Genomic DNA, 22,186 nt, shown 5'->3' with positions numbered 1-22,186 from the left:
CTGGCCAGCCCAGCGGCCTGGCCCTTCGAAGGAAACTCCATGCGATTGATGCTTCGATCCCTGCTGGCGGCCGTCGCCACGACCGTCATTTCCGTTTCCGCCGTGGCGGCCTATCCCGAGCGGCCCGTCGTCCTGGTCAATCCCTATGCCGCCGGCGGCCCCGCCGACGTGGTGGCGCGCAGCCTGGCGCGGGCGCTGGAAAAGCGCCTGGGCCAGCCGGTGGTGGTGGAGAACAAGCCCGGCGGCGGCGCCTCCATCGGCACCGGCTTCGTGGCGCGCGCCAAGCCCGATGGCTACACGCTGCTGCTGGGCACCTCGGCCGGCCACGTGGTCACGCCGCTGATGCAGAAGACCGTGTACGACGGCGTCAAGGGTTTCGCCTTCTGCTCGGTGGTGGCGGTGCAGCCCATCATGCTGGTGGTCAACCCGTCGCGCGGCATCCGCGGCGTGCCCGAGCTGATCGCGCGCGCCAAGGCCGCGCCCGGCAAGCTCAGCTACGGTTCGGCCGGCGTGGGCGGCGCCACGCACCTGGGCGCCGAATTGTTCCAGCAGGTCGCCGGCGTGCAGCTGAACCACATTCCCTATGCCGGCGCCTCGCCGGCCATCAACGACGTGGTCGGCGGCCAGACCGACCTGGCCATGCTGAACCTGTCGGCCAGCCTGCCGTTCATTCGCCAGGGGCGGCTGCTGGCGCTGGCCTATGCCTCGGACAAGCGCTCGCCGCTGCTGCCCGACGTGCCGACGCTGGCCGAGGCCGGCGTGGCGGGGGCCGACGCGGCCACCTGGTACAGCCTGGCCGCGCCGGCCGGCACGCCCGCCGACATCGTGCGCATGCTGAGCGATACCGTCCGGGCCGTGAACGAGGACCCCGACTACCGCCGCGTCATGCAGGAGCAGGCGATAGAGTTGATGGCGCTGTCGCCGCGGGAAGCGGACGCCTACGTCGCCAAGGACCAGGCCGACATGCGCCGGCTGCTGGGCACGCTGGGCCTGCTGGCCAAATGAAGAGGCGGCGCCGGCCGCCAGGAACGCATCCATGAACTTCGATTTCAGCGAAATCAGCACCGCCAACGCCTTCAAGCTGCTCTCCAGCGTGGTGGTGCCGCGGCCCATCGCCTGGGTGGTGAGCCAGTCGGCGCAGGGGCAGCGCAACGCCGCGCCGTTCTCGTTCTTCAACGTGGTCAGCAGCGATCCGCCCATCGTGGCGCTGGGCATCGGCCCGCGCGGCGGCCAACTGAAAGACACCTCGCGCAACATCCTGGAGACCGGCGAATTCGTCATCAACCTGGTGTCGGCGGAACTGGCCGCGCAGATGAACCACACCAGCCTGGACTACATCGCCGAGGTCGATGAACTGGCGCGCGCCGGGCTGGCGACCGAGCCTTCGCGGGTGGTCGCCCCGCCGCGCATCGCGCTCAGTCCGGCGGCGCTGGAATGCCGCGTGTGGCAGGTGCTGGATGCCGCGCCGCAGCGCGTCATCGTGTTGGCGCGGGTGGTGGCGCTGTACCTGCGCGACGACGCGCTGCTGGACGCGCAGCGGTTCCATGTGGACACCCCGGCGCTGCGGCTACTGGGCCGCATGCACGGTGCCGGTTGGTACGCGCACACCAGCGACCTGTTCCAGATGCGCGCGCCGGACGCCGCCAACGATCCGGCGGTGCGGCCCGCGCAGGGCCATTGAACCGCATCACGATTTTGAATCTCCTGGGAGCCTCCTGATGAAACTGCATTGGTCGCCGCGATCGCCCTTCGTGCGCAAGGTGATGATCGTCCTGTACGAAGCCGGCATCGCCGAGCGCGTGACGCTGGTGCGCACGCCGGTCGCGATGGACAAGCCCAACCTCGACCTGGTGGCGGACAACCCGCTGATCAAGCTGCCGACCCTGGTGCTGGATGACGGCACGCCGGTCTACGACTCGCGCGTCATCTGCGCCTATCTGGACGGCCTGGCCGGCGCCGGCCTGCTGCCGGCGGACCCGGCCGCGCGCCTGTTGGCCGAGCGCCGCCAGGCGCTGGGCGACGGCTTCCTCGACGCGTTGTTGCTGTACCGGCAGGAACGCAACAAGCCGGCCGAGAAGCAGACCCAGGCCTGGCTCGACGCCTTCGCGCTGAAGACCCGCGCCGTGCTGGCGGTGCTGGAGGCCGAGGCGCCCGCCCTGCAAGCCAGCCGCTTCGACCTGGGCCTGATCGCCATCGGTTGCGCGTTGTCGTATCTGGACTATCGTTTCCCGGATCTGGCCTGGCGCGATGGCCACCCGAGGTTGGCCCGCTGGCACCAGGACTTCAGCGCGCGGCCCTCGGTGCAGCGCAGCCAGCCCGACGAAACCCCTTGAGCGAAGGACGATGATGAGCCGCATTCCCCTGCCCACGCCCGACAGCATGAGCGACGACCAGAAGCGCGTCTACGAGCGCATCGTCTCCGGCCCGCGCGGCCGGCTGGTCGGCCCCTTGCGTGCCGCGCTGCACAACCCGGAATTGGCCGAACGCTGGCAGGCGCTGGGGGCCTTGCTGCGCTTTGGCACCAGCCTGCCGCCGCGGGTCAGCGAGCTGGCCATCGTGGTCACGGCGCGGCGCTGGAACAGCCAGATCGAATGGCACATCCACGCCCAGGCCGCCCGCGCCGCCGGCATTGCCGACGCGGTGCTGGACGCCATCCAGGCGCGGCGCGAACCGTCGTTCGACAGCCGCGACGACGAGATCGTCTACGCCTACGCCCGCCAGCTGCAGGAGACCGGCCAGGTGGCGCCGGCCCTGTATGCCGAGGCGGTGCAGCGCTGGGCCGCCGTGGGCGTGGTCGAGCTGACCGCCGTCATCGGCTACTACACCATGGTGTCGATGACGCTGAACGCGCACGAGATCCCGATGCCGGACGACGCGCCTGCGCCGCTGGACCAGCCGCAACAGGACGGCCAGCCGGCGCTGAGCCGGTTGGCGCCATTGGCCGCGGAGGGCCCGGCATGACCGCGCCCGCCGATTCCCGCCAGGCCTACGTGCCGGACAGCGTCGAAACGCCGCGCATGCCGCGGGCGCCCGCCGAAGCGTTGCCGCCCCAGGCCTGCGACACGCATTGCCACGTGTTCGGTCCCTACGACCGCTTCCCGCTGTGGCATCCGTCTTCCTACGCGGCGCCCGACGCGCCGGCGGCGCGCTATCTGCGCATGCTGGACACGCTGGGCGCGGCCCGTGGCGTGCTGGTGCAGCCGGCTCCCTACGGTACGCATGCGGACGCCTTGCTGGACGCGCTGGCCCAGGGCGGCGACCGCCTGCGTGGCATCGCCGTGGCCGACCCGTCGATCAGCGAAGCGCAATTGCGGGCCCTGCATGATGGCGGCGTGCGGGGGCTGCGCTTTGTCGAGGCGCGCGACCCGGCCGGCAACCTGTTTCCGGGCAGCGTGGGCTTCGACCAGGTCGCGGCGCTGGCCCCGCGCATGAAGCACCACGGCCTGCACGCGCAGCTGTGGGCGCCGTGCGACACCTACCTGCGGCATCTGCCGGCGCTGGCGAAACTGGACCTGCCGCTGGTGATCGACCACCTGGGCAGCCTGGCGCCCGCGCGTGGCGACCAGGACCCGGCGTTCCAGCTGTTGCGCGGCCTGCTGGCCGACGGCCGGCTGTGGATGAAGCTGACGCTGTGCCGCGTGGGCAGCGCGCCCGACTACGACAACGCGCGCTTCATCCACGACGCCTTCGTCGCCGCCAATCCCGACCAGGTGCTGTGGGGTTCTGACTGGCCCTTCGTGCGCATGGGCGCCGCGGCGCCCTCGGCCGACGCCCTGGTGGCGGTGGCGCAGCGCTGGCTGGGCGATGACGCCATGCGCCGCAAGGTCTGGGTCGACAATCCGGCGCGCCTGTACGGCTTCGCTTGAAGCGCCGGCCCCGTCAGGGGCTGGCGTGCCACACGCCTTCGCCGCCGATCTCGCGCACCAGGCTCTGGATCTGCGCCGCCACCTCGGTGACGGTGCGGCCCGGGCCCTTGGCGCGGGCGAACGCCATCGAGATGATGCGGCCCATGGCCGGATCGCGCAGCGCGGCGATGCTCAGGCGGCCTTCCTGCACCTCCTGCCAGACCGCGTGCAGCGGCAGCACCGTGTACATGTGCTCGTGTTCGACGATGGATTTCATCAGCGGCAGCGAATCGGCCTCGATCAGCGGCGCGATGGTGATCTTGCGCGCCCGCGCCATTCCGTCCAGCGCATTGCGCAGGCCATTGGGCGCGCCCGGCAGGATGAAGGGCAGGCCGTCCAGCTGCTCGAAGGCGACCTCGCCGGCGCGCGTCAGGGCGTCGCCCGCCGCGCCCACCAGGTATGAATCGACCGAGGCCAGCGCCTGCTCGCCGGGCGGGCACTTGTCGCCGTAGCGGTACAGGATGGCGATGTCGACGCGGCTGTCGGTCAGCCATTCCTCGATCTGGCCGCTGGAGCCTTCGAGGATCTTCAGGTGCACCTTGGGGAACTGCTTGCGCAGCCGCGAGAACAGCCGCCGGATCAGCGGATGCGCCGTGGACGGCAACAGCCCCAGCGTGACCTCGCCGGCCGGCTCGCGCGCCTCGCCGTTCAGTTCCAGTTCCAGCCGCTCGGCGTCGCCCAGCAGCGTGCGCACCAGCGGAAACAGGCGTTCGCCCACTTCCGACAGGTGCACGCCGCGGCCGGTGCGGTTGAACAGCCGCGCGTTGCACTCGCGTTCCAGCGCGTTGATGCGGCGGCTCAGCACCGACTGGTCCTGGTCCAGGTACAGGGCGGCGCGCGAGATGCTGCCCAGTTCCGCGATCGCCAGGAAGGCCCGCCACTTGTGCAGGTCGGCGGTGACGTCCAGGCTCAGGCCCGTGGCTTTGGCAGGCGGCATGATGGATAAGGCGGCAACGAAAGAGACGGCATAAGGGTACGGCAAAAGCGGGCCGGCATGGGACTATTCCAGCCCCAGCTTGCCGCGCCGGATCACCTCGCCCCATTTCTTCGACTCGGCCTGCATCAGCGCCTGGTAGGCCTCGGGCGTGGTGGCCGCGGGAATGGCGCCCTGGTCGATCATCTTCTGCCGCAGGGCCGGCTCGGCCAGCGTCTCGGCGATGGCCCGCGACATCTTCTGCACGATCTCCGGCGGCGTGCCGGTCGGGGCGATGATGCCGTAGTTCGATTCCACGATCACATCGGGAAAACCCGCCTCCTTGGTGGTCGGCACATCCGGCAGGCCCTCGAAGCGCGTCGGGCTGGCCACCGCCAGCGTGCGCAGCTTGCCGGCCTTGATGAAGCCCAGCACCGCCGAGGTGTCGCCCGGGAACATCTGCACCTCGTTGGACAGCAGCGCCGTCACCGCGGGCGATGCGCCCTTGTACGGCACGTGCATGATGTCGATGCCGGTCTGCTGCTTGAGCAGCTCGCCGCCCAGGTGCGGCGTGGTCACATTGCCGGCAGAGCCGTAGTTGTATTTGCCCGGCTGGCGCCTGGCGCTGGCGACGAAGTCGGCCAGCGTGGCGTCGGGCAGCGACGGGTTGACCACCAGCACCAGCGGGATGCGCGCCACCAGCGACACGTACTGGATCTTGGACACGTCATACGGCACCTTCATCACGTGCGGCAGGCCGGTGATGGCGCCCGGCACGCCGAAGCCGAAGGTGTTGCCGTCCGGCGTGGCGCGCACCGTGGCGTCCACGCCGATGGTGCCGCTGGCGCCGGCCTTGTTCTCGATCACGATCGTCTGGCCCAGCCGCTGGCCCAGCGCCGGCGCCAGCAGCCGCGCCAGGTTGTCGACCGAGCCGCCGGGCGGGTAGGGCACGATCAGCCGGATCGGCTGGCTCGGCCAGGGGGCGGCGGCCTGGCCCGGGGCGGCGAAAGTGGCGCCCAGCAGCAGGGTGGCCACCGTCAGTGCGGTTGCTTTGTTCATCTGTCTCTCTCCCGTGGCGCCGGCTCGGGGCCGGCGCGTCGTTGTCATGCGCCTTCCAGGCCGAGCTGCTTGGCGTAGATATTGCGCTGGATCTCGTTGGTGCCGCTGAAAATGGTGGCGGCCAGGGCGTTGACGTACGGCGCCAGCGCGTGCACCTGGCCGTTGCCATAGCCCAGCCGCATCGCCGCGCCGCCGTATTCCTCGGCGATCTGGATCAGCAGGGCGCCCAGCCGTTCGTGCGTCTCGGTGGCCCAGACCTTCAACAGCGACAGCTCGGGCGGCAGCGGCCGGCCGGCCTTGGCCAGCTCGGCGAAGACGCTGTACATGGCGGTCAGGTCGGCCGCGTCCAGCCGCAGCTCGGCCAACCGGTCGGCGAACGCCGGGTCGGCCAGCAGGCCGCGCTGGCGCGCGATGCTGAAGATCTGCTGCAAGGCATGGTTGGCGTGCTTGGGGCTGCCGCTGAACAGGCGCTCGAAGCCGAGCAGCGCCTTGGCGATGCCCCAGCCGGCGTTCAGTTCGCCGACGACATTGGCGCGCGGCACGCGCACCTGGTCGAAGAACACCTCGCAGAATTCCTCGTGGCCCGACAGCGTGCGGATGGGGCGGCGGCTCACGCCCGGGCTGGCCAGGTCCACCAGCAGGAAACTGATGCCGGCCTGCTTCTTGACGGTCTTGTCGGTGCGCACCAGCATGAACATATGGGTGGCGTCCTGCGCCAGCGTCGACCAGGTCTTCTGGCCGCTCACGATCAGGTCGTCGCCGTCCAGCAGCGCCTCGCAGCGCAGCGAGGCCAGGTCCGAACCGGCGTTCGGCTCCGAATAGCCCTGCGCCCAGACGGCCTCGCCCGACAGGATGCCCGGCAGGAAGCGGGCGCGTTGTTCCTCGGTGCCGTGGCGGATCAGGATCGGCCCCAGCATCACCAGCCCCTGGTCCGGCGCGCGCGCCACGCCATGGCGTTCGGCTTCCTCGATGAAGGCGATCTGGCGCGCCGGCGACAGCGCCATGCCGCCATGCTCGCGCGGCCACGACGGCGCGATCCAGCCCTGGCGCGAGAGCGTGTAGTACCAGTCCTTGATCTCGTCCCAATGCAGCCGCCATGGCACATGGCGCAGGTGCTCGGGGTAGTGGGCGCGGAAGAAGCCGCGCACCAGCCGGCGGAAGTCGGCTTCCGGCATGCCGTTCCAGTCGGCTTCGCGCGGGAAGTCGGTGATGGGCGCGGCGTCGTCGTCATCGGCGCCGGGCGCGGGCAGCGCCGCCAGCGCGCCGTAGCGCTGGCGATGGGCGGTGGCATTGCCCAGCCAGGCCGCCAGGTGCAGCGCGCTGCGGAAATACAGGCTGACGTCGCATTCCTCGGTGTAGCCGATGGCGCCGTGCAGCTGGATCGCCAGCCGCGCCGCCTCCAGGCCGGCGCGCGCGGCGCGGGCCTTGGCGCGGCTGGCGACGGTCTTGCGCAGGGTGGCGTCGCCTGGCCGCGCATCCAGCGTGTCGAGCGCGTCCAGCAGGCTGTTGGCCGCCAGCTCGACCTGCATGGCGGCGTCCACCAGCCGGTGCTGCAAGGCCTGGAACGCGGCCAGCGGCCGGCCGAACTGCTGGCGCGTGTTCAGGTAGGCCACCGAATCGGCCAGCACCTGCCGCGCCACCCCCACCAGTTCCGCCGATTGCATCAGGCGGCCCAGGTCCAGCGCTTCGTCCACCGCGTCCACCACGCCGTCGCGCGCCAGCAACGCGTGCGCCGGCACGACGGCCGACTCGATCGTCAGGTGGCAGGCGGCGGCGCCGTCGGCGCGCGCGTGCACCTGCGCGGTCACGCCCGGCGTGCCGGCGGCGACGAAGAAGAGGGCGGTGCCGCGCTCGCCGTCGGCCGTGACCAGCCAGCCATCGACACCGGCGCCCGGCATCACGTGGCGCTTCTCGCCATTGAGCACATACGCGCCCTCGCGCTCCGTCACGCTGACGCCGAAGGCCGTCGCGGCTTCGCCGGCCTCCAGCTGGCCCTCGGTCTCCTGCCAGGCCAGCCCGATCAGCGCGTCGCCGGCGCACACGGCCTGCAGCAGCGCATCGCGCCGAGCCGCATCGACCGGCTCGATCCGCGCCAGCAGGGTCGCCGGCAGCACGCCCGCGCCGACCAGCGGCTCGGGCAGTTGCGCGCGGCCGGCTTCCTCCAGCACCGCCGCCATCGCCCGCCATCCAAGGCCCAGGCCGCCCAGGGTCTCGGGTACGCTCATGCCGAGCCAGCCGACTTCGGCGATCTCGCGCCAATAATCACGGTCCGCCGTGGCCTCGCCGCGCTTGCGCTGGCGTTGGTCGCGCCGTTGCAGGAAGTCGCGCGCGCTGTCGCGGATCTCTTCGATCAGGTCATGGTCGACGCCGCTCATACGATGCCCTCCGCCCGCAGGCGCGCGATCTCGTCATCGGACAGCCCCAGTTCGGCGCGCAGGATGTCCGCGGTGTGCTCGCCCAGCAGCGGCGGCGGCAGGCCGCCCGTGATCGGCGTGCCGGAAAAATGGATCGGGTTGCGGATGACCGGCAGGGGGCCCAATCGCGGATGCTCGACGCTGCCCAGCATCTCGCGATGCCGCACCTGCGGATCCTCGAACACCTGGTCCATGGTGTAGATCGGCCCGCAGGGCACGTTGGCGGCTGCGAGCGCCTGGTTCCAGTCCTGCACGGTGCGCGCGCGCATCGCCGGTTCGATCAGCCGCGACAGTTCCGGCTGCGCGGCGGCGCGCTTGGGGTTGGTATCGAAGCGCGCGTCGCGCCCCAGCTCGGGCAGCCCGATCACCTCGCAGAAACCGCGGAACTGCGAGTCGTTGCCCACCGCCACCATCAGGTGCCCGTCCTGGCATTCGAACGCCCGGAACGGCGCCGTGATCTGCGAGGCCGAGCCCATGCGTGCCGGCAGCTGGCCGCTGGCCAGGTAGTTCATGCCGATGTGCGACAGCGCCGCGATCTGCGCGTCCAGCAGCGCCAGGTCGATGTGCTGGCCCGTGCCCGAGATCTGGTCGCGGTGGCGCAGCGCCGCCAGGATGGCGCACACCGCATAGAACCCCGCCGTCAGGTCCGACACGGAATAGCCCGCCTTGACCGGCCCCGCGCCCGGCTCGCCGTCGGGCACCCCGGTCACGCTCATCAGCCCGCTCATGGACTGGAAGATCGGGTCGTAGCCCGGCAGGTGGCTGTAGGGCCCGCTCTGGCCGAAGCCGGTGATCGAGCAATACACCAGGCGCGGGTTGACCGCCGCCAGCGTCGCGTAGTCCAGCCCGTAGCGGCGCAGGTCGCCGGCCTTGAAGTTCTCGATGACGATGTCGGCCTGCTGCGCCAGCCGCCGCACCAGCGCCTGGCCCTCGGGGCGCGAGATATCGATGGTCAGCGACTTCTTGCCCCGGTTCATGGCCACGAACGACGAGGTCTGCGGGCTCGGCGCGCCATCGCGGCCGGGCATCGGGTAGCCCTGGTGGCGCACATCGTCGCCGCGTCCCGGGCGTTCGACCTTGATCACGTCGGCGCCGAAGTCGGCCAGCATCTGCGCCGCCCACGGCCCCGAAAACACCCGGCTCAGGTCCAGCACCTTCACGCCGTCCAACGCGCTCGTCATGTCGTCTCCTTGGTATTTTTTTGCGAAGTGTAGGCAGCGCCGGGCCTTGCACCTACGGCGCCACCGCAATAGCTGTTATGCGCCCCGTCCGGGGCCATGCCGCTAGCGGCCCTGGAACACCGGCGCGCGCTTTTCCAGGAAGGCGCGGCGCGCTTCCATGGCGTCTTCGGTCTTGGCGATGGCCGCCGTCATGTCCTGCTCGTAGCGGTAGCCGTCGCGCAGGCTCATGTCCTCGATGGCATTGAGCGTCTGCTTGGCCAGCATGGTCGCCAGCGGGCTCTTGGACGCCAGCTCGCGCGCCAGTTCCTGCGCGCGCGGCATCAGCGCCTCGGCCGGCAGCGCCTCCTCGACCACGCCGAGCCGGTACAGCTCGTTGCCGTCCACCCGCAGCCCGGTCAGCATCATGCGCCGCAGCCGCGAATGGCCGAACAGCCGCATGCCATGACGTCCGCCGCCCAGCAGCCCGACGTTGATCTCCGGCAGGCCCACCACGGCGTCGGCCGCCGCCAGCAGGATGTCGCACGAGGCCACGATGGCCAGCCCCGCGCCCAGCGCCGCGCCGTTGATCGCGCCCACCACCGGCTTGGCGCACTCGCGGATCGCGTGGAAGCACTCACGCGTGCGGCGCGAATGCTGCGGCAGGTCGCCCGGCCCCTTGATGGTGGCGGCGCGGTTCTTCAGGTCGGCGCCGGCGCAGAAGGTCTTGCCCTGGCCGGACAGCACCACCGCCCGCACCTCGGGCGTCTCGGAAATGCGGTCCAGCACCCACGACAGCTCGTTCATCATCTCGGTGCTGAGCGCGTTGACGGGGGGATTGGCCAGCAGGATGGTGGCGACGCCGCCGTCGATGCGCACGTCCAGCGCGCGGTAGGGCCCGGCCAGGTTTTCCGGCATGGTCATGGTTTGTCTCCTTGTGGTCCGGTCTGGTGAAGCCGGTCAGATGATCTTGCGGTCGCGGAATTCCTGGATCTGCGCCGCGCTCAGTCCCAGTTCGGCCAGCACCTCGTCGGTGTGCTGGCCCAGCAGCGCCGGCGCGCGTTCCACCCGCAATGTCGACTGGCCAAAGCGCAGCGGGTTCATCACCTGCGGCACCTCGCCGGCGGTGGGGTGGGGCAGGCGCCGCAGCATGCCGCGGTGCAGCACCTGCGGGTCCTCGAACACCTCGGGCACCGTGTTGATCGAACCGGCCGGCACCCCGGCCCGCTTGAGCAGGTCCAGCCAATGGGCGCGCGGCTCGGTGATGAAGATGGCGTCCAGCAGCGGATCGAGCGTGTCCAGGTTCTTCACGCGCTGGCTGTTGCTGACGTAGCGCGCGTCGCGCGCCAGGTCGGGCTGGCCCAGCGCCTCGCACAGGGTGGCGAACTGCGCGTCGTTGCCCACCACGATGACAATGTCGCCGTCCGCGCAGGCAAAGGTGCGCTGCGGCTGGATGTTGGGATGCGCCGTGCCGGTGCGGCGCGGCACCCGCCCGCCCAGCAGGAAATTCATGGCCTGGTTGGCCAGCAGGCCCACCTGCACGTCCAGCATGGCCACATCGATGTACTCGCCCTGGCCGGTCTGCGCGCGCCGCAGCAACGCGGCCACGATGCCCAGCGCGGCGTACACGCCGGTGGTCAGGTCGACGATCGGCACGCCTACCTTCTGCGGCCCGCCGCCCGGCTTGTCGTCGCGTTCGCCGGTCACGCTCATCAGCCCGCCCATGGCCTGGATCAGGAAATCGTAGGCCGGCTCGGCCGCGCGCGGCCCGGTCTGGCCGAACCCCGTCACCGAGCAATACACCAGGCGCGGGTTGATCGCCGACAGCGAGGCATAGTCCAGTCCCAGCCGCGCCAGCGTGCCGACCTTGTAGTTCTCCAGCACCACGTCCGCATCGCGGCACAGCTGCTTGACCAGCGCCTGGCCCTCGGCCGTCTGCAGGTCCAGCGTGATCGAGCGCTTGCCCCGGTTGGTGGCCACGAAATAGGCGCCGTCCGCCGTGTCGCGGCCCTGTTCGTCCTTCAGGAAGGGCGGCCCCCAGGACCGGGTGTCGTCGCCCTGGCCGGGCCGCTCGACCTTGATGACGTCGGCGCCCAGGTCGGCCAGGATCTGGCTGGCCCAGGGGCCGGCCAGCACGCGGCTCAGGTCGAGCACTTTCAGGTTTGATAACAGCGGCTGCAACGCCTTCTCCTTGACTGCTGTGAAGTGCGGCCAGTCTAGGATTTCCAGGCCGCCGTAGGCTCCACCCGGATGGCAAAGCTGTTATGCGTGCCGCGCCGCCGTCCCCGGTACAATTCGGCCCATCATGCCCAGGTCGCAAGGGGCATTCCGGTAGTCCGTGCAGCGTAGACAAAGGTCCCCCGATGCGCCTGAACCAGTGCCAGAATTTCCACGACTTTCGCCGCATGGCGCGCCAGCGGCTGCCCGGCCCGATCTTCAACTACATCGACGGCGCCGCCGACGATGAGACCACCTACCGCCGCAACACCGAGGCCTTCGAGGCCTGCGACCTGGTGCCCGACGTGCTGCGCGGCGTGGCCGACGTCGACATGTCCGTCACCGTCATGGGCCAGAAGCTGGCGCTGCCGGTCTACTGCTCGCCCACCGCGCTGCAGCGCCTGTTCCACCATGACGGCGAACGCGCCGTGGCCGCCGCCGCCGGCCGGTTCGGCACCATGTTCGGCGTCTCGTCGCTGGGCACCGTCAGCCTGGAAGAGGCGCGCCAGATCAGCGGCGGCCCGCAGGTCTACCAGTTCTACTTCCACAAGGACCGCGGCCTGAACCGCGACATGATGGCGCGAGCCAAGGCCGCCGGCGTGCAGGTCATGATGCTGACGGTGGACAGCATCACCGGCGGCAACCGCGAGCGCGACAAGCGCACCGGCTTCGCCATCCCGTTCCGCCTGAACCTGGCCGGCATCGCCCAGTTCGCCATCAAGCCGGCCTGGGCCATCAACTACGCCACCCACGAACGCTTCCGCCTGCCGCAGCTGGACGGACATGTGGACATGGGCGGCGGCGCCATGTCCATCAGCCGCTACTTCACCGAAATGCTCGATCCCGCCATGACCTGGGACGACGTCGCCGCCATGGTGCGCGAGTGGGGCGGCCAGTTCTGCCTGAAAGGCATCATGTCGGTCGAGGACGCCAGACGCGCCGTCGACATCGGCTGCACCGGCATCGTCCTGTCCAACCACGGCGGCCGTCAGCTCGATGGCTCGCGCAGCGCCTTCGACCAGCTGGCCGAGATCGTCGACGCCGTCGGCGACCGCATCGACGTGATGATGGACGGCGGCGTGCAGCGCGGCACGCACGTGCTCAAGGCCCTGGCGCTGGGCGCCAAGGCGGTGGGGCTGGGACGCTACTACCTGTTCCCGCTGGCCGCCGCCGGACGGCCCGGAGTGGAAAGGGCGCTGGAACAGATGCGCGTGGAGATCGAGCGCGCGATGAAGCTGATGGGCTGCCGGACGGTGGCGGAGTTGCAGCGGCGGCATCTGCGGTTCCGCTGAGGTGGCTAGGCCGCGCGCCTTTTTGCCAAGGCGGCGGGTCCGGGCGCAGTTGCCAAGGGGCGGCCCGGGCGCATTTGATACAGTCTCGGCACGCCCGATCCAGGCAAACACCCGCCGGCCGTGCCGGCCGGGGTTCATTCAGATAGTCGACGCTTTGGAGTCTTCATGCATATTCGTCCTCGTCTGACCGCTTCAATCGCCATCCTCGCGCTCTTTGCCGCGCCGGCCGCCATGGCCGCCAACCCGCAGGCCGAAGCCCCCGCGGGCGCCACCGCCTGCGCCTTCGGCGCCTGGGCCAACTACGAAAAGCCGTCGATCACGGTGCGCGATGCGCCGTCGGCCAACGCCAAGGCGCTGGGCCAGATCCCCACCAAGCCCGCCGCCGGCGAACCGGAATACTCCTACAGCGTCACCTTCGACGTGAAGCAGGCCCAGGACGGCTGGCTCAAGATAGCCAACGCCAGCGACGCCTATAACGAAGAAGAGTTTCCCGATCAGGCCCCGCGCAAGGTCTACAAAGGCGAGGGCTGGATCCGCGCCGACGAGGCCCGCGTCGGCATCCAGTCGGCGCGCGGCTATCTCAAGCCCGACGCCGCCAGCCAGCGCCTGGTGGACCTGGGCAGCGACTGGTTGACCGAGATGGGCAAGATCCAGGGCATCCGCGCCTGCCACGAGAACTGGGTGCTGCTGGACTATCTGGTGGATCGCAAGCGCTCGCCGCAGGACGAGATCGTCGAGCGCGCCAAGGGCGAGCAACTGGCCGGGCGCGCCTGGTTCCGCGGGCTTTGCGATGTGCAGGAAACGACCTGCGATATGAAGTCGGTGGATCGGTAAGGGCAGGGGACTAACGCCTTGGCGCGATGCAGGACTTGAACGGGGCGACAAGTGGCCGACACCAGGATGATTCAGCAGTGCTTATTCATGACTGCCGTGGATGAGGATGAATTCGCCGGCGCGCTGCTGCGGGCACGCCCATCGATCAGGTTCATCAATATGCGGGAACAGCCGGACAACGATCGGCCCAGATACAGGGATCGAATCGATGCGTGTGAAGGGGCTCATGTAACGGTCGTGGATGCCTCCATCATCTCCGAAGATGATTTTCACGATCGCTATGTGAAGCGTCATCCCTCGGGAAAGGGCTGGATCTACGCGTTGGTGGGATCAGGGCTGGTCAGTCTTCTGAGGTCGAGAGCCGCGGGCTTTCTTCAGGATTCCATTCTCAACGGCGAACTGCGGGCGTCCATTCCCGCGGGTGACGAAAATACCGGGGAATTCGTGGCGATCGTGCTGCGCGAGGCCAAGGCGCGCGCAGAGATGGTGGTCTCCATCGACGCGGCGACAGGTCAGCGCGGAACACGGGCCGATCGGAAATTCATCGCGTGGCCAGACGCGGCCCGGAAATTCGATGGCCTGAACGGCGCCTACCTGGCCAATGGCGCGCATGCATTATTCGTGCCGAAGGCGGCTGGGAAATAGGCGCCGCGTAATACCGCCTGCTGGCCTTGTCGCATGAATCGATGCGCGTTCCACACAGCGTGGTCCTGACGGAACTATCCATCGAAGCTTGCGATGCCGCGCCACGAGAAGCGGACACGCCACGCCGGCGTGCCGGCCAGGTACGACATGAAGGCATGCCGCACCTGCTCCAGCGTGACCCTGTCGCTTGCCTGGAACTGTTGCGAACCCTCGCGATATTGCAGTATCCACGGGTCCGAGTCGTGAGCGTTCAGAAAGGCTTGCGTCGAATCGTCAGGGCGCCAGTCATTCCCCGCCTGGATGAATTCGGTATCGGCGGCGCTCAGGACTGCGAACTTGCCGAACGCGTCGGCGGCGAGCGTTTCGTCCAGCGAAGTGGCGGTGACATCGGCCATGCTGCCCAGTTCTTCGGTGGTAAGTATCATCGAACTTCTCCTGGCTGAGGGATGGACGCAAGGTCCCGACCCGTTCACTGGCGCGGATACGAGCCCAGCACCCGTATGCCCGGCTGCGCCGCCAGGACCGACGCCAAGGGTTCCTGCCGGGCGTGGCCGGCCACCTCGATCACGTAGCGATGCGTGTCCAGCGTCTTCTTGCTGGGCCGCTCGTAGAGGGTCAGTACCGGCACCTTGGCGTCGACCAGCGCCGCCAGCGTGCCGTTGAACCTGTCATCCGACGTGTCGACCAGCAGCGAGGTCTTGTCGCGCCCGGTCGGCGCCGGCATCGCGCGGCCCAGCACCCACCAGCGGGTCACGTTGTGCGGCCCTTGCTCGATGCCATCCACCAGCGACACCAGTGAATAGACCGACGCGCCCACCTTGGGGCCGAACGATGCCTTGTCGTGGCCCGGGTCGTCGGCCACCGTCTTGGCGGCCGCGCCGCCGCTGGCCGCCTCGGTGCGCTTGACCTTGGGCATTTCGCGGTCGACCCACGGCTTGACCTCCTCGAACGCCACCGGGTGGGCCAGCACCTCCTTCACGTCCGCCAGCTTCGTGCCCGGCTTGGCCAGCAGGCTGTAGCCCAGCATCTTCGGATACTCGGCCACGACCATCACGTCCGGCAGGTCCAGCACGGCGTCCATATAGGGCGTCACGCCAACGACCGATGTCGTGACGGGCACGCATGCGCGCTCTATCTTGCCGGACTGGTAGCCCTTGAACAGGTCGTCGCGCGACAGCGCGACCAGGTCAGTGGGACCGAACAGATCCAGGCAGGCCTGGTGCGTCCAGGAACCCGCGGGTCCCAGGTAACCGATCTGGCCAGCCACGCTGGCGGCCAGCGGCAGCGCGAACATCGAGCAGCCGACCAGCGTCGACAGGAGGGTCTTCTTCATGCTTTCCCCTTGTAGAGCGCGGGTCAAGCGCCCGCGTTGGCATACTCTACAACGGCAATGTCGCGGAATGCACGAACCAGTGCCAGGCGCGGCGAGCCGCGTGACCAGATCAGGCCGAAGCGGCGCGTCGCGCGCGTGCCACGCGCATCCCCCTGGCGCAACCCTGCGTAACATCTCTCGACTTATGCGATGTAGAATAGCAACACCAATGCGCATGAGAATAAGTCGCATTAAACTTCCTTTCGCCTTGTTTCACCCCCCTGCGAAAGGAAGTCATCATGCAAGACCCGCGGCCCGCCGGCCCCATCCGCTCCGTCCGTCCACGCGCCACCCTGCGGCGCACCACCAGCCTGGTGCTGATGGCGTTAGCCAGCGGCGCCGTCCTGGCCCAGGAGAGTGGAGTCGCCACCTTGCCCGCCGTGCAGGTCCAGGCTGACGGCGACCCGACCACCACCGAAGGCACCGGCTCCTACACCCCGCGCGCCACGTCCGCCAGCACCGGCCTGCCGCTGTCGCTGCGCGAAACCCCGCAATCGGTCACCGTCGTCACGCGCCAGCGCATCGAAGACCAGGACATGCGCTCGATCACCGACATCCTCGGCAGCACGCCCGGCATTTCGGTGCAGAACTACGACAGCGAGCGTTATTCCTTCAGCTCGCGCGGTTTCGCCATCAGCAATTACCTGTACGACGGCGTGCCCACCAGCTTTGACATCGGCTACGCCGGCGGCGAATCGTCGCTGGACTCCATCATCTATGACCGCGTCGAGGTCGTGCGCGGCGCCACCGGCCTGCTGACCGGCACCGGCAACCCGTCGGCCTCGGTCAACCTGGTGCGCAAGCACGCCACCAGCCGCGAATTCAAGGCCGACCTGAGCGTCAGCGCCGGCACCTGGGACACCTACCGCGCCACCGCCGACCTGTCCTCGCCCCTGAACGCCAGCGGCAGCGTGCGCGGCCGCATCGTCTCGGCCTATCAGGACAACCACTCGTACCTGGACGGCTACCAAAACCGCAAGAAAGTCTTCTACGGCGTCGTCGACGCCGACCTGACCTCGCGCACCACGCTCAGCGTCGGCTTCAATTACCAGGACAACGAGCCGCAGCGCAGCAGCTGGGGCGGCTTCCCGCTGTGGTACGCCGACGGCGGCCGCACCGACTGGAAGCGTTCGCTCAACACCGGCGCCGACTGGACCAAATGGGCCAGCACCACCGAAGGCGCCTTCGCCAGCCTGGAGCATCGCTTCGACAACGATTGGCGCGTACAGGCCGCGGTCTCGCACTCCAAGCACGAAATGGACGGCAAGCTGCTCTACCTGTACGGCTGGCCCGACCGCACGACCGGCCTGGGCATGGGCGCCTCGGCCCAGCGCTATTTCGGCGACCGCAAGCAGAACAGCCTGGATATCAAGGCCTCCGGTCCGTTCTCCCTGTTCGGCCGCCAGCACGAAGCCGTTGTCGGCGCCAGCTTCACCCGCCAGTACGCCGAGTTCTTCAACCGCGGCGCGGTCTCGCCGGCGCCGATCGGCAATTTCCTGGATTGGGACGGCTCGTACCCCGAACCGCAGTGGAGCGACACCTCCACCCTGGCCAGCCGCTACACCACCAAGCAGGCCGGCTGGTACGGCGCGCTGCGCCTGAGCCTGGCCGATCCGCTCAAGCTGATCGTCGGCGGGCGCTACAGCACCTGGAAGACGGATTCGGTCGGCTTTGGCGGCGGCAGCCGGCAGGCGTTCGACAAGGACGCGTTCGTGCCGTACGCGGGGCTGCTGTATGACATCAACGAGAACTACACGGCGTATGTCAGCTACACCGGCATCTTCAACCCGCAGAGCTACCAGGACCGCAACGGCAGCTGGCTCGACCCGCTGGAAGGCAAGGCCTATGAAGCCGGCGTCAAGGGTGAATTCCTCGAAGGCCGCCTGAACGCGTCGGCGGCGGTGTTCCAGGTGAACCAGGACAACCTGGCCCAGGAGGACACCGGCTACCTGATCCCCGGCACCATCAACCAGGCCTACCGCGCCACCAAGGGCACCCGCAGCCGCGGCTTCGACCTGGAAGTGTCGGGCGAGGTGTCGCCGGGCTGGAACGTGGCGGCGGGTTGGTCGCACTGGACCGCGCGCGACGGCCAGGGCAGCCCCATCCAGACCGACCAGCCGCGCAGCCTGGTGCGCTTGTTCACCACCTACCAATTGCCGGGCGACTGGAACCGGCTGACGGTGGGCGGCGGCGTCAACTGGCAGAGCCACGTCTATACGATCGCCAGCGGCCCCAACGGGGACGAGCGCGTGGGGCAGGGCAGCTATGCGCTGTTCAACCTGATGGCGCGCTACAAGTTCGACAAGAGCCTGTCGGCGCAGTTGAACGTCAACAACCTGACGGACCGCAAGTATTACTCGCAGATCGGCTTCTACAGCCAGGGCGCGTGGGCGGCTGGGCGCAGCGCCACGTTGACGATGCGGTATCAGTATTGAGGAAACACGCGGGCGCTACGGCACGATGACGATGGCGCCCGCGTTTTCTCTTTTCTCCGCCATGCGATGGGCATCCGCAATCCGGTCCAGGCTGAAGCGGGCCGCGATCGCCGGTTTGATCCAGCCCTTGTGCAGCGCCTCGAAGACGGCCGCGGCGTTGGCCCGGAAGGTGACCGCATCGGCATTGTGCGGAAACACGGAAGGCCGCGTGAGAAACAGGCAGCCTTTCTTGTTCAGCAGTTCGGGGTCGATGGCGGGCGCCGGCCCCGATGCCGCGCCGAACACCACGACGGTGCCGAATTTCGCCGCGCAGTCCAACGAGCCCAGAAAGGTGTGCCGCCCGACGGAGTCATACACCACCTGCGCCTTGCGGCCGCCGCTGGCCGCGATCACCTGCTCGACCCATCCTTCCTCGCTGTAGTTGATGGCATGGTCGCAGCCCGCCTCGCGCGCGATCCGGCATTTCTCGTCCGATCCCGCCGTACCGATGACGACGGCGCCCAGGGCCTTCGCCCAACTGCTCAGGACTTGCCCCACGCCACCCGCAGCGGCATGGATCAGCACGATATCGCCGGCCTTCACGGGATAGGTCCTGCGCAGCAGGTATTCGGCCGTCATGGCCTTGAAGAACACGGCTACCGCATTCAATTCGTCAACGCCTTCAGGAATGTGCGCCAGCTTGGTGGCGTCCACATTGCGGCGGTCGGTGTAGGCGCCGATGCCGGCGTTCATGTAGATGACGCGGTCGCCCTCGCGGAAATCCGTCACGCCCGGTCCGACGCTTTCCACCACACCGGCGGCTTCATGTCCCAGCCCCGTCGGCAAGGGAAGGGGATATTTGCCGGAGCGCTGATAGATATCGATGTAGTTGAAGCCCATGGCGATCTGCCGAAGCTGGACTTCACCCTGGGCGGGCGGGGCGATTCCTTCTTCCCGCAGTTGGAGCACGCCAACGTCTCCGAAGGCGTCCAATTGGATCAAGCGGCGGGAAATTGCGGCTGCGGGCATGCGGATCTCCAGGGTGGGAATCGGGGTGCCTGCCCAGCATAATTCATAATTATGGAGAAAAGCGATGCTGGTTTTCGCGAGTGGGCCCGCCGGGATCGATACCCGACGGGCTCAATCCAGCATTGCCTTCAATGCCGTCGATCCAAGCCCTGGGGCCGCAATCCCCCAGGCACTCCACTCGGGAGCCTTGGTCTTTTGTCAGACGGGCGAGCGCGGGATCACGGGCGGGGATACGAGCCGAGCAGCCGCATCCCCGGATGGGCCGCCAGAACGGATGCCAGCGGTTCCTGGCGGGCGTGGCCGGCCACCTCGATCACGTAGCGATGCGTGTCTAGCGTCTTCTTGCTGGGCCGCTCGTAGAGGGTCAGGACCGGCACCTTGGCATTGACCAGCGCCGCCAGCGTGTTGTTGAACCGGTCGTCCGACGTCTCGACCAGCAGCGAGGTCTTGTCGCGCCCGGTCGGCGCCGGCATCGCGCGGCCCAGCACCCACCAGCGGGTCACGTTGTGCGGCCCTTGCTCGATGCCATCCACCAGCGACACCAGTGAATAGACCGACGCGCCCACCTTGGGGCCGAACGACGCCTTGTCGTGGCCCGGGTCGTCGGCCACCGTCTTGGCGGCCGCGCCGCCGCTGGCCGCCTCGGTGCGCTTGACCTTGGGCATTTCGCGGTCGACCCACGGCTTGACCTCCTCGAACGCCACCGGGTGGGCCAGCACCTCCTTCACGTCCGCGAGCTTCGTGCCCGGCTTGGCCAGCAGGCTGTAGCCCAGCATCTTCGGATACTCGGCCACGACCATCACGTCCGGCAGGTCCAGCACGGCGTCCATATAGGGCGTCACGCCAACCACCGACGTCGTGACGGGCACGCATGCGCGCTCGATCTTGCCGGACTGGTAGCCTTTGAACAGGTCGTCGCGCGACAGCGCGACCAGGTCAGTGGGACCGAACAGATCCAGGCAGGCCTGGTGCGTCCAGGAACCCGCGGGTCCCAGGTAGCCGATCTGGCCAGCCGCGCTGGCGGCCAGCGGTAGCGCGAACATCGAGCAGCCGACCAGCGTCGACAGGATGGTCTTCTTCATGATTTCCCCTTGTAGCGCGCGGGTCAAGCGCCCGCGTTGGCATACTCTACAACGGCAATGTCGCGGAATGCACGAACCAGTGCCAGGCGCGGCGAGCCGCGCGACCAGATCAGGCCGAATCGGCGCGGCTCGCAGGGCTCGGGCAGCGGCAGGGCCAGCAGGCCAAGCCGTTCGATCGCGCCATTGGTGGAACGCGGCAGGATCGCCACGCCCAGGTCGCGGCTGACCATCACCGCGATCGACTCGATGGCGTTCAGCTCGAAGCGCTCGCGGGGCGTGATGCCCACGCGCCGCAGGTAATCGTCGACGTGGTGTCCGCCCCAATCGCTGCGCTGGTAGCGGATGAAGGGCTCCGCCGTCAACAGGCTGTGCGGATGCCGCCCCGCATGGCGTGGCGCCGCCGCCAGCACGTAGGGTTCTTCGCGCAGCAACTGCCAACCCAGGCTTTTGGACAGCGGGTAGGGGGCTTCCAGCGCGATGGCGGCGTCCAGTTCGCCGCTTTCGATGGCCGGATAGAAGCGCGCGGAATGGCCCGGCTGGATCTCGACGTTGATCAGTGGATGGCGACGCACCAGGTGTTCCAGGATGGCCGGCACCATCGAATTCAGCGCCGTATTGCCGGCGCCCAGCCGCAGCTCGCCCATCATCTCGTCCGAGCGCGCCAGATAACGGATCTTCTCGATCCGCTCCAGCACCTCGCGCATCGGCCCGATCAGTTCGGTGGCCTTGGCCGTCAGGTGCACGGTGCGGCCGGCGCGCGCCACCAGCGGCACGCCCAGCTCCTGTTCCAGCTTGCGGATCTGCTGGGCCACCGCGCCGTGGGTCAACCCCAGGCGGCGCGCGGCTTCGGCCATGGAGCCATGGCGCGCCACGGCGGCCAGCGTGTGCAGGAAGTCGGTGTTCATGATGATAGATATTCTATCGTCTTATCGTAATTTGGCTGTCCCCGGCCAGGTGTCTCCAGCGCCACAATGCCTCCAGGAGACATCAATGAGAAGCAAGCTTTTCGTTCCGGCCTCGCGCCCGGAACTGTTCGACAAGGCCCTGGCCAGCATGGCCGATGCGCTGTCCTTCGACCTGGAGGATGCGGTTGCGCCGACCCGCAAGCAGGAAGCCCGCGACAGTCTGGCGGCCTGGCTGGGGGCGCCCGCGTTCGTCACCGCCAACGCGCAACATCCCAAGAAAATTATCGTTCGCGTCAACGCCGCCGATAGCCCCGACTATGCCGCCGACCTGGCCGCGCTGCGCGGCCTGCCCATCGACGTGCTGAACCTGCCCAAGGTCGAGAGCGCCAGCGCGCTGCGCGCCGCGATCGACGACGCCACGGACGCCGGCTTCGCCGGTGAGTTCCTGGTCACCGTCGAAACCCCGCGGGCATTGGCCGACGCCGCGCAACTGGCCGCGGCCCATCCGCGCGTCGCTGGCCTGCAACTGGGCCTGGCCGACCTGTTCGAGCCGCTCGGCATCGAGCGCTACCAGCCCGACACGCTGCGCGCGGTGATGCTGTCGTTGCGCCTGGCCGCCGGCTGCGCCGGCAAGTACGCCATGGACGCGGCCTATGCCCGCGTGCGCGATGCCGATGGCTTTCGCGCCGAGGCGCAACTGGCGCGCTCGCTCGGGTTCCTGGGCAAGTCCTGCGTGCACCCCAGCCAGATCGCCATCGCCAATGAGGTGTTCGGCTTCAGCGCCGAAGAGGTCGCGCAGGCCGAGCGCATCGTATCGGCCAGCCGCGAACAGGACGGCGTCGGCGCCTTCCTGCTCGACGGCAAGATGATCGACGCCCCATTCGTGCGCCGCGCCCAGGACGTGCTGCTGGCCGCCGGCAGGGCAGCGTGAGGCCGGTCCCGGCACTG

General features: G+C 68.8%; 21 protein-coding genes. 10 read left to right on the top strand and 11 right to left on the bottom strand.

Annotated features, from left to right (window positions below; translation table 11 throughout):
- The first annotated feature begins 39 nt into the window (after positions 1-39).
- From AC1HFW_RS11660 to AC1HFW_RS11640, 5 genes are read left to right on the top strand one after another with little or no spacing between them, the layout of a single operon-like run.
- Positions 40-1,005: a Bug family tripartite tricarboxylate transporter substrate binding protein gene (locus AC1HFW_RS11660; RefSeq protein ID WP_479283453.1), complete on the top strand. Its 966-nt coding sequence runs from the start codon at positions 40-42 to the stop codon at positions 1,003-1,005.
- 31 nt (positions 1,006-1,036) lie between these two features.
- Positions 1,037-1,681, top strand: coding sequence for a flavin reductase family protein (locus tag AC1HFW_RS11655; RefSeq protein ID WP_479283451.1), 645 nt, complete (start codon positions 1,037-1,039; stop codon positions 1,679-1,681).
- Positions 1,682-1,718: 37 nt separating this feature from the next.
- Positions 1,719-2,333, top strand: a complete 615-nt coding sequence (locus tag AC1HFW_RS11650; RefSeq protein ID WP_241070337.1) for a glutathione S-transferase family protein — start codon at positions 1,719-1,721, stop codon at positions 2,331-2,333.
- Positions 2,334-2,346: 13 nt separating this feature from the next.
- The gene (locus AC1HFW_RS11645) at positions 2,347-2,961 is read left to right on the top strand and encodes a carboxymuconolactone decarboxylase family protein (RefSeq protein WP_479283450.1); all 615 of its coding nucleotides are present in this window, start codon (positions 2,347-2,349) and stop codon (positions 2,959-2,961) included.
- Positions 2,958-3,866, top strand: a complete 909-nt coding sequence (locus tag AC1HFW_RS11640; RefSeq protein ID WP_479283448.1) for an amidohydrolase family protein — start codon at positions 2,958-2,960, stop codon at positions 3,864-3,866. Before AC1HFW_RS11645 ends, AC1HFW_RS11640 begins: the two co-directional genes overlap by 4 nt.
- A gap of 13 nt (positions 3,867-3,879) precedes the next feature.
- Here the strand turns inward: AC1HFW_RS11640 and AC1HFW_RS11635 are convergent, their stop codons facing one another.
- The 6 genes from AC1HFW_RS11635 to AC1HFW_RS11610 form a co-directional block, all read right to left on the bottom strand.
- On the bottom strand, positions 3,880-4,842 hold the full coding sequence (locus tag AC1HFW_RS11635; RefSeq protein ID WP_006395697.1) for a LysR family transcriptional regulator: 963 nt from the start codon (positions 4,840-4,842) through the stop codon (positions 3,880-3,882).
- Positions 4,843-4,905: 63 nt separating this feature from the next.
- The gene (locus tag AC1HFW_RS11630) at positions 4,906-5,877 is read right to left on the bottom strand and encodes a Bug family tripartite tricarboxylate transporter substrate binding protein (RefSeq protein WP_479283446.1); all 972 of its coding nucleotides are present in this window, start codon (positions 5,875-5,877) and stop codon (positions 4,906-4,908) included.
- A 44-nt stretch (positions 5,878-5,921) separates the two neighbouring features.
- Positions 5,922-8,252, bottom strand: a complete 2,331-nt coding sequence (locus tag AC1HFW_RS11625) for an acyl-CoA dehydrogenase (protein WP_479283444.1) — start codon at positions 8,250-8,252, stop codon at positions 5,922-5,924.
- Positions 8,249-9,472, bottom strand: a complete 1,224-nt coding sequence (locus AC1HFW_RS11620; RefSeq protein WP_479283442.1) for a CaiB/BaiF CoA transferase family protein — start codon at positions 9,470-9,472, stop codon at positions 8,249-8,251. The genes AC1HFW_RS11625 and AC1HFW_RS11620 overlap by 4 nt, the downstream gene beginning before the upstream one ends.
- A 102-nt stretch (positions 9,473-9,574) precedes the next feature.
- Positions 9,575-10,372: an enoyl-CoA hydratase/isomerase family protein gene (locus AC1HFW_RS11615; protein ID WP_081104945.1), complete on the bottom strand. Its 798-nt coding sequence runs from the start codon at positions 10,370-10,372 to the stop codon at positions 9,575-9,577.
- A gap of 36 nt (positions 10,373-10,408) precedes the next feature.
- A complete protein-coding gene (locus AC1HFW_RS11610) occupies positions 10,409-11,629 on the bottom strand; it encodes a CaiB/BaiF CoA transferase family protein (protein WP_479283439.1) in 1,221 nt (406 codons plus the stop codon).
- Positions 11,630-11,811: 182 nt separating this feature from the next.
- Between AC1HFW_RS11610 and AC1HFW_RS11605 the strand changes: the two genes are divergently transcribed.
- The 3 genes from AC1HFW_RS11605 (at position 11,812) to AC1HFW_RS11595 (ending at position 14,436) form a co-directional block, all read left to right on the top strand.
- The gene (locus tag AC1HFW_RS11605; RefSeq protein WP_241070327.1) at positions 11,812-12,957 is read left to right on the top strand and encodes an alpha-hydroxy acid oxidase; all 1,146 of its coding nucleotides are present in this window, start codon (positions 11,812-11,814) and stop codon (positions 12,955-12,957) included.
- 165 nt (positions 12,958-13,122) lie between these two features.
- Positions 13,123-13,791: a hypothetical protein gene (locus tag AC1HFW_RS11600; protein ID WP_241073684.1), complete on the top strand. Its 669-nt coding sequence runs from the start codon at positions 13,123-13,125 to the stop codon at positions 13,789-13,791.
- Between the two features lie 87 nt (positions 13,792-13,878).
- Entirely contained in the window at positions 13,879-14,436 is a 558-nt protein-coding gene (locus AC1HFW_RS11595) for a hypothetical protein (protein ID WP_479283436.1), read from the top strand.
- A 74-nt stretch (positions 14,437-14,510) separates the two neighbouring features.
- Here the strand turns inward: AC1HFW_RS11595 and AC1HFW_RS11590 are convergent, their stop codons facing one another.
- Positions 14,511-14,861, bottom strand: coding sequence for a hypothetical protein (locus tag AC1HFW_RS11590; protein WP_061070840.1), 351 nt, complete (start codon positions 14,859-14,861; stop codon positions 14,511-14,513).
- Between the two features lie 44 nt (positions 14,862-14,905).
- Positions 14,906-15,730 (bottom strand): prephenate dehydratase, encoded by an 825-nt coding sequence (locus AC1HFW_RS11585; protein ID WP_479286492.1) that lies wholly within the window; start codon positions 15,728-15,730, stop codon positions 14,906-14,908.
- Between the two features lie 317 nt (positions 15,731-16,047).
- Here AC1HFW_RS11585 and fhuE point away from each other — a divergent pair, with 317 nt between their 5' ends.
- On the top strand, positions 16,048-18,243 hold the full coding sequence (gene fhuE, locus AC1HFW_RS11580; RefSeq protein ID WP_061070841.1) for a ferric-rhodotorulic acid/ferric-coprogen receptor FhuE: 2,196 nt from the start codon (positions 16,048-16,050) through the stop codon (positions 18,241-18,243).
- Positions 18,244-18,258: 15 nt separating this feature from the next.
- On the opposite strand, the gene AC1HFW_RS11575 is transcribed toward fhuE, so the two are convergent.
- The 3 genes from AC1HFW_RS11575 to AC1HFW_RS11565 all read right to left on the bottom strand — a co-directional run bounded on the left by AC1HFW_RS11575 (position 18,259) and on the right by AC1HFW_RS11565 (position 21,238).
- Positions 18,259-19,251 carry a quinone oxidoreductase family protein gene (locus tag AC1HFW_RS11575; RefSeq protein ID WP_479283432.1) on the bottom strand — a complete coding sequence of 331 codons (993 nt, stop codon included), beginning with the start codon at positions 19,249-19,251 and terminating at the stop codon, positions 18,259-18,261.
- 218 nt (positions 19,252-19,469) lie between these two features.
- The gene (locus AC1HFW_RS11570; RefSeq protein WP_479283430.1) at positions 19,470-20,333 is read right to left on the bottom strand and encodes a prephenate dehydratase; all 864 of its coding nucleotides are present in this window, start codon (positions 20,331-20,333) and stop codon (positions 19,470-19,472) included.
- A gap of 23 nt (positions 20,334-20,356) precedes the next feature.
- Entirely contained in the window at positions 20,357-21,238 is an 882-nt protein-coding gene (locus AC1HFW_RS11565; protein ID WP_006395683.1) for a LysR family transcriptional regulator, read from the bottom strand.
- 85 nt (positions 21,239-21,323) lie between these two features.
- Between AC1HFW_RS11565 and AC1HFW_RS11560 the strand changes: the two genes are divergently transcribed.
- On the top strand, positions 21,324-22,169 hold the full coding sequence (locus AC1HFW_RS11560) for an HpcH/HpaI aldolase/citrate lyase family protein (protein WP_479283428.1): 846 nt from the start codon (positions 21,324-21,326) through the stop codon (positions 22,167-22,169).
- Positions 22,170-22,186: the final 17 nt, after the last annotated feature.

Source organism: Achromobacter sp. ISS7, from assembly GCF_056523125.1.
Note: the sequence above shows the minus strand (reverse complement) of the source record. Positions and strands in the feature narration are given on the sequence as shown.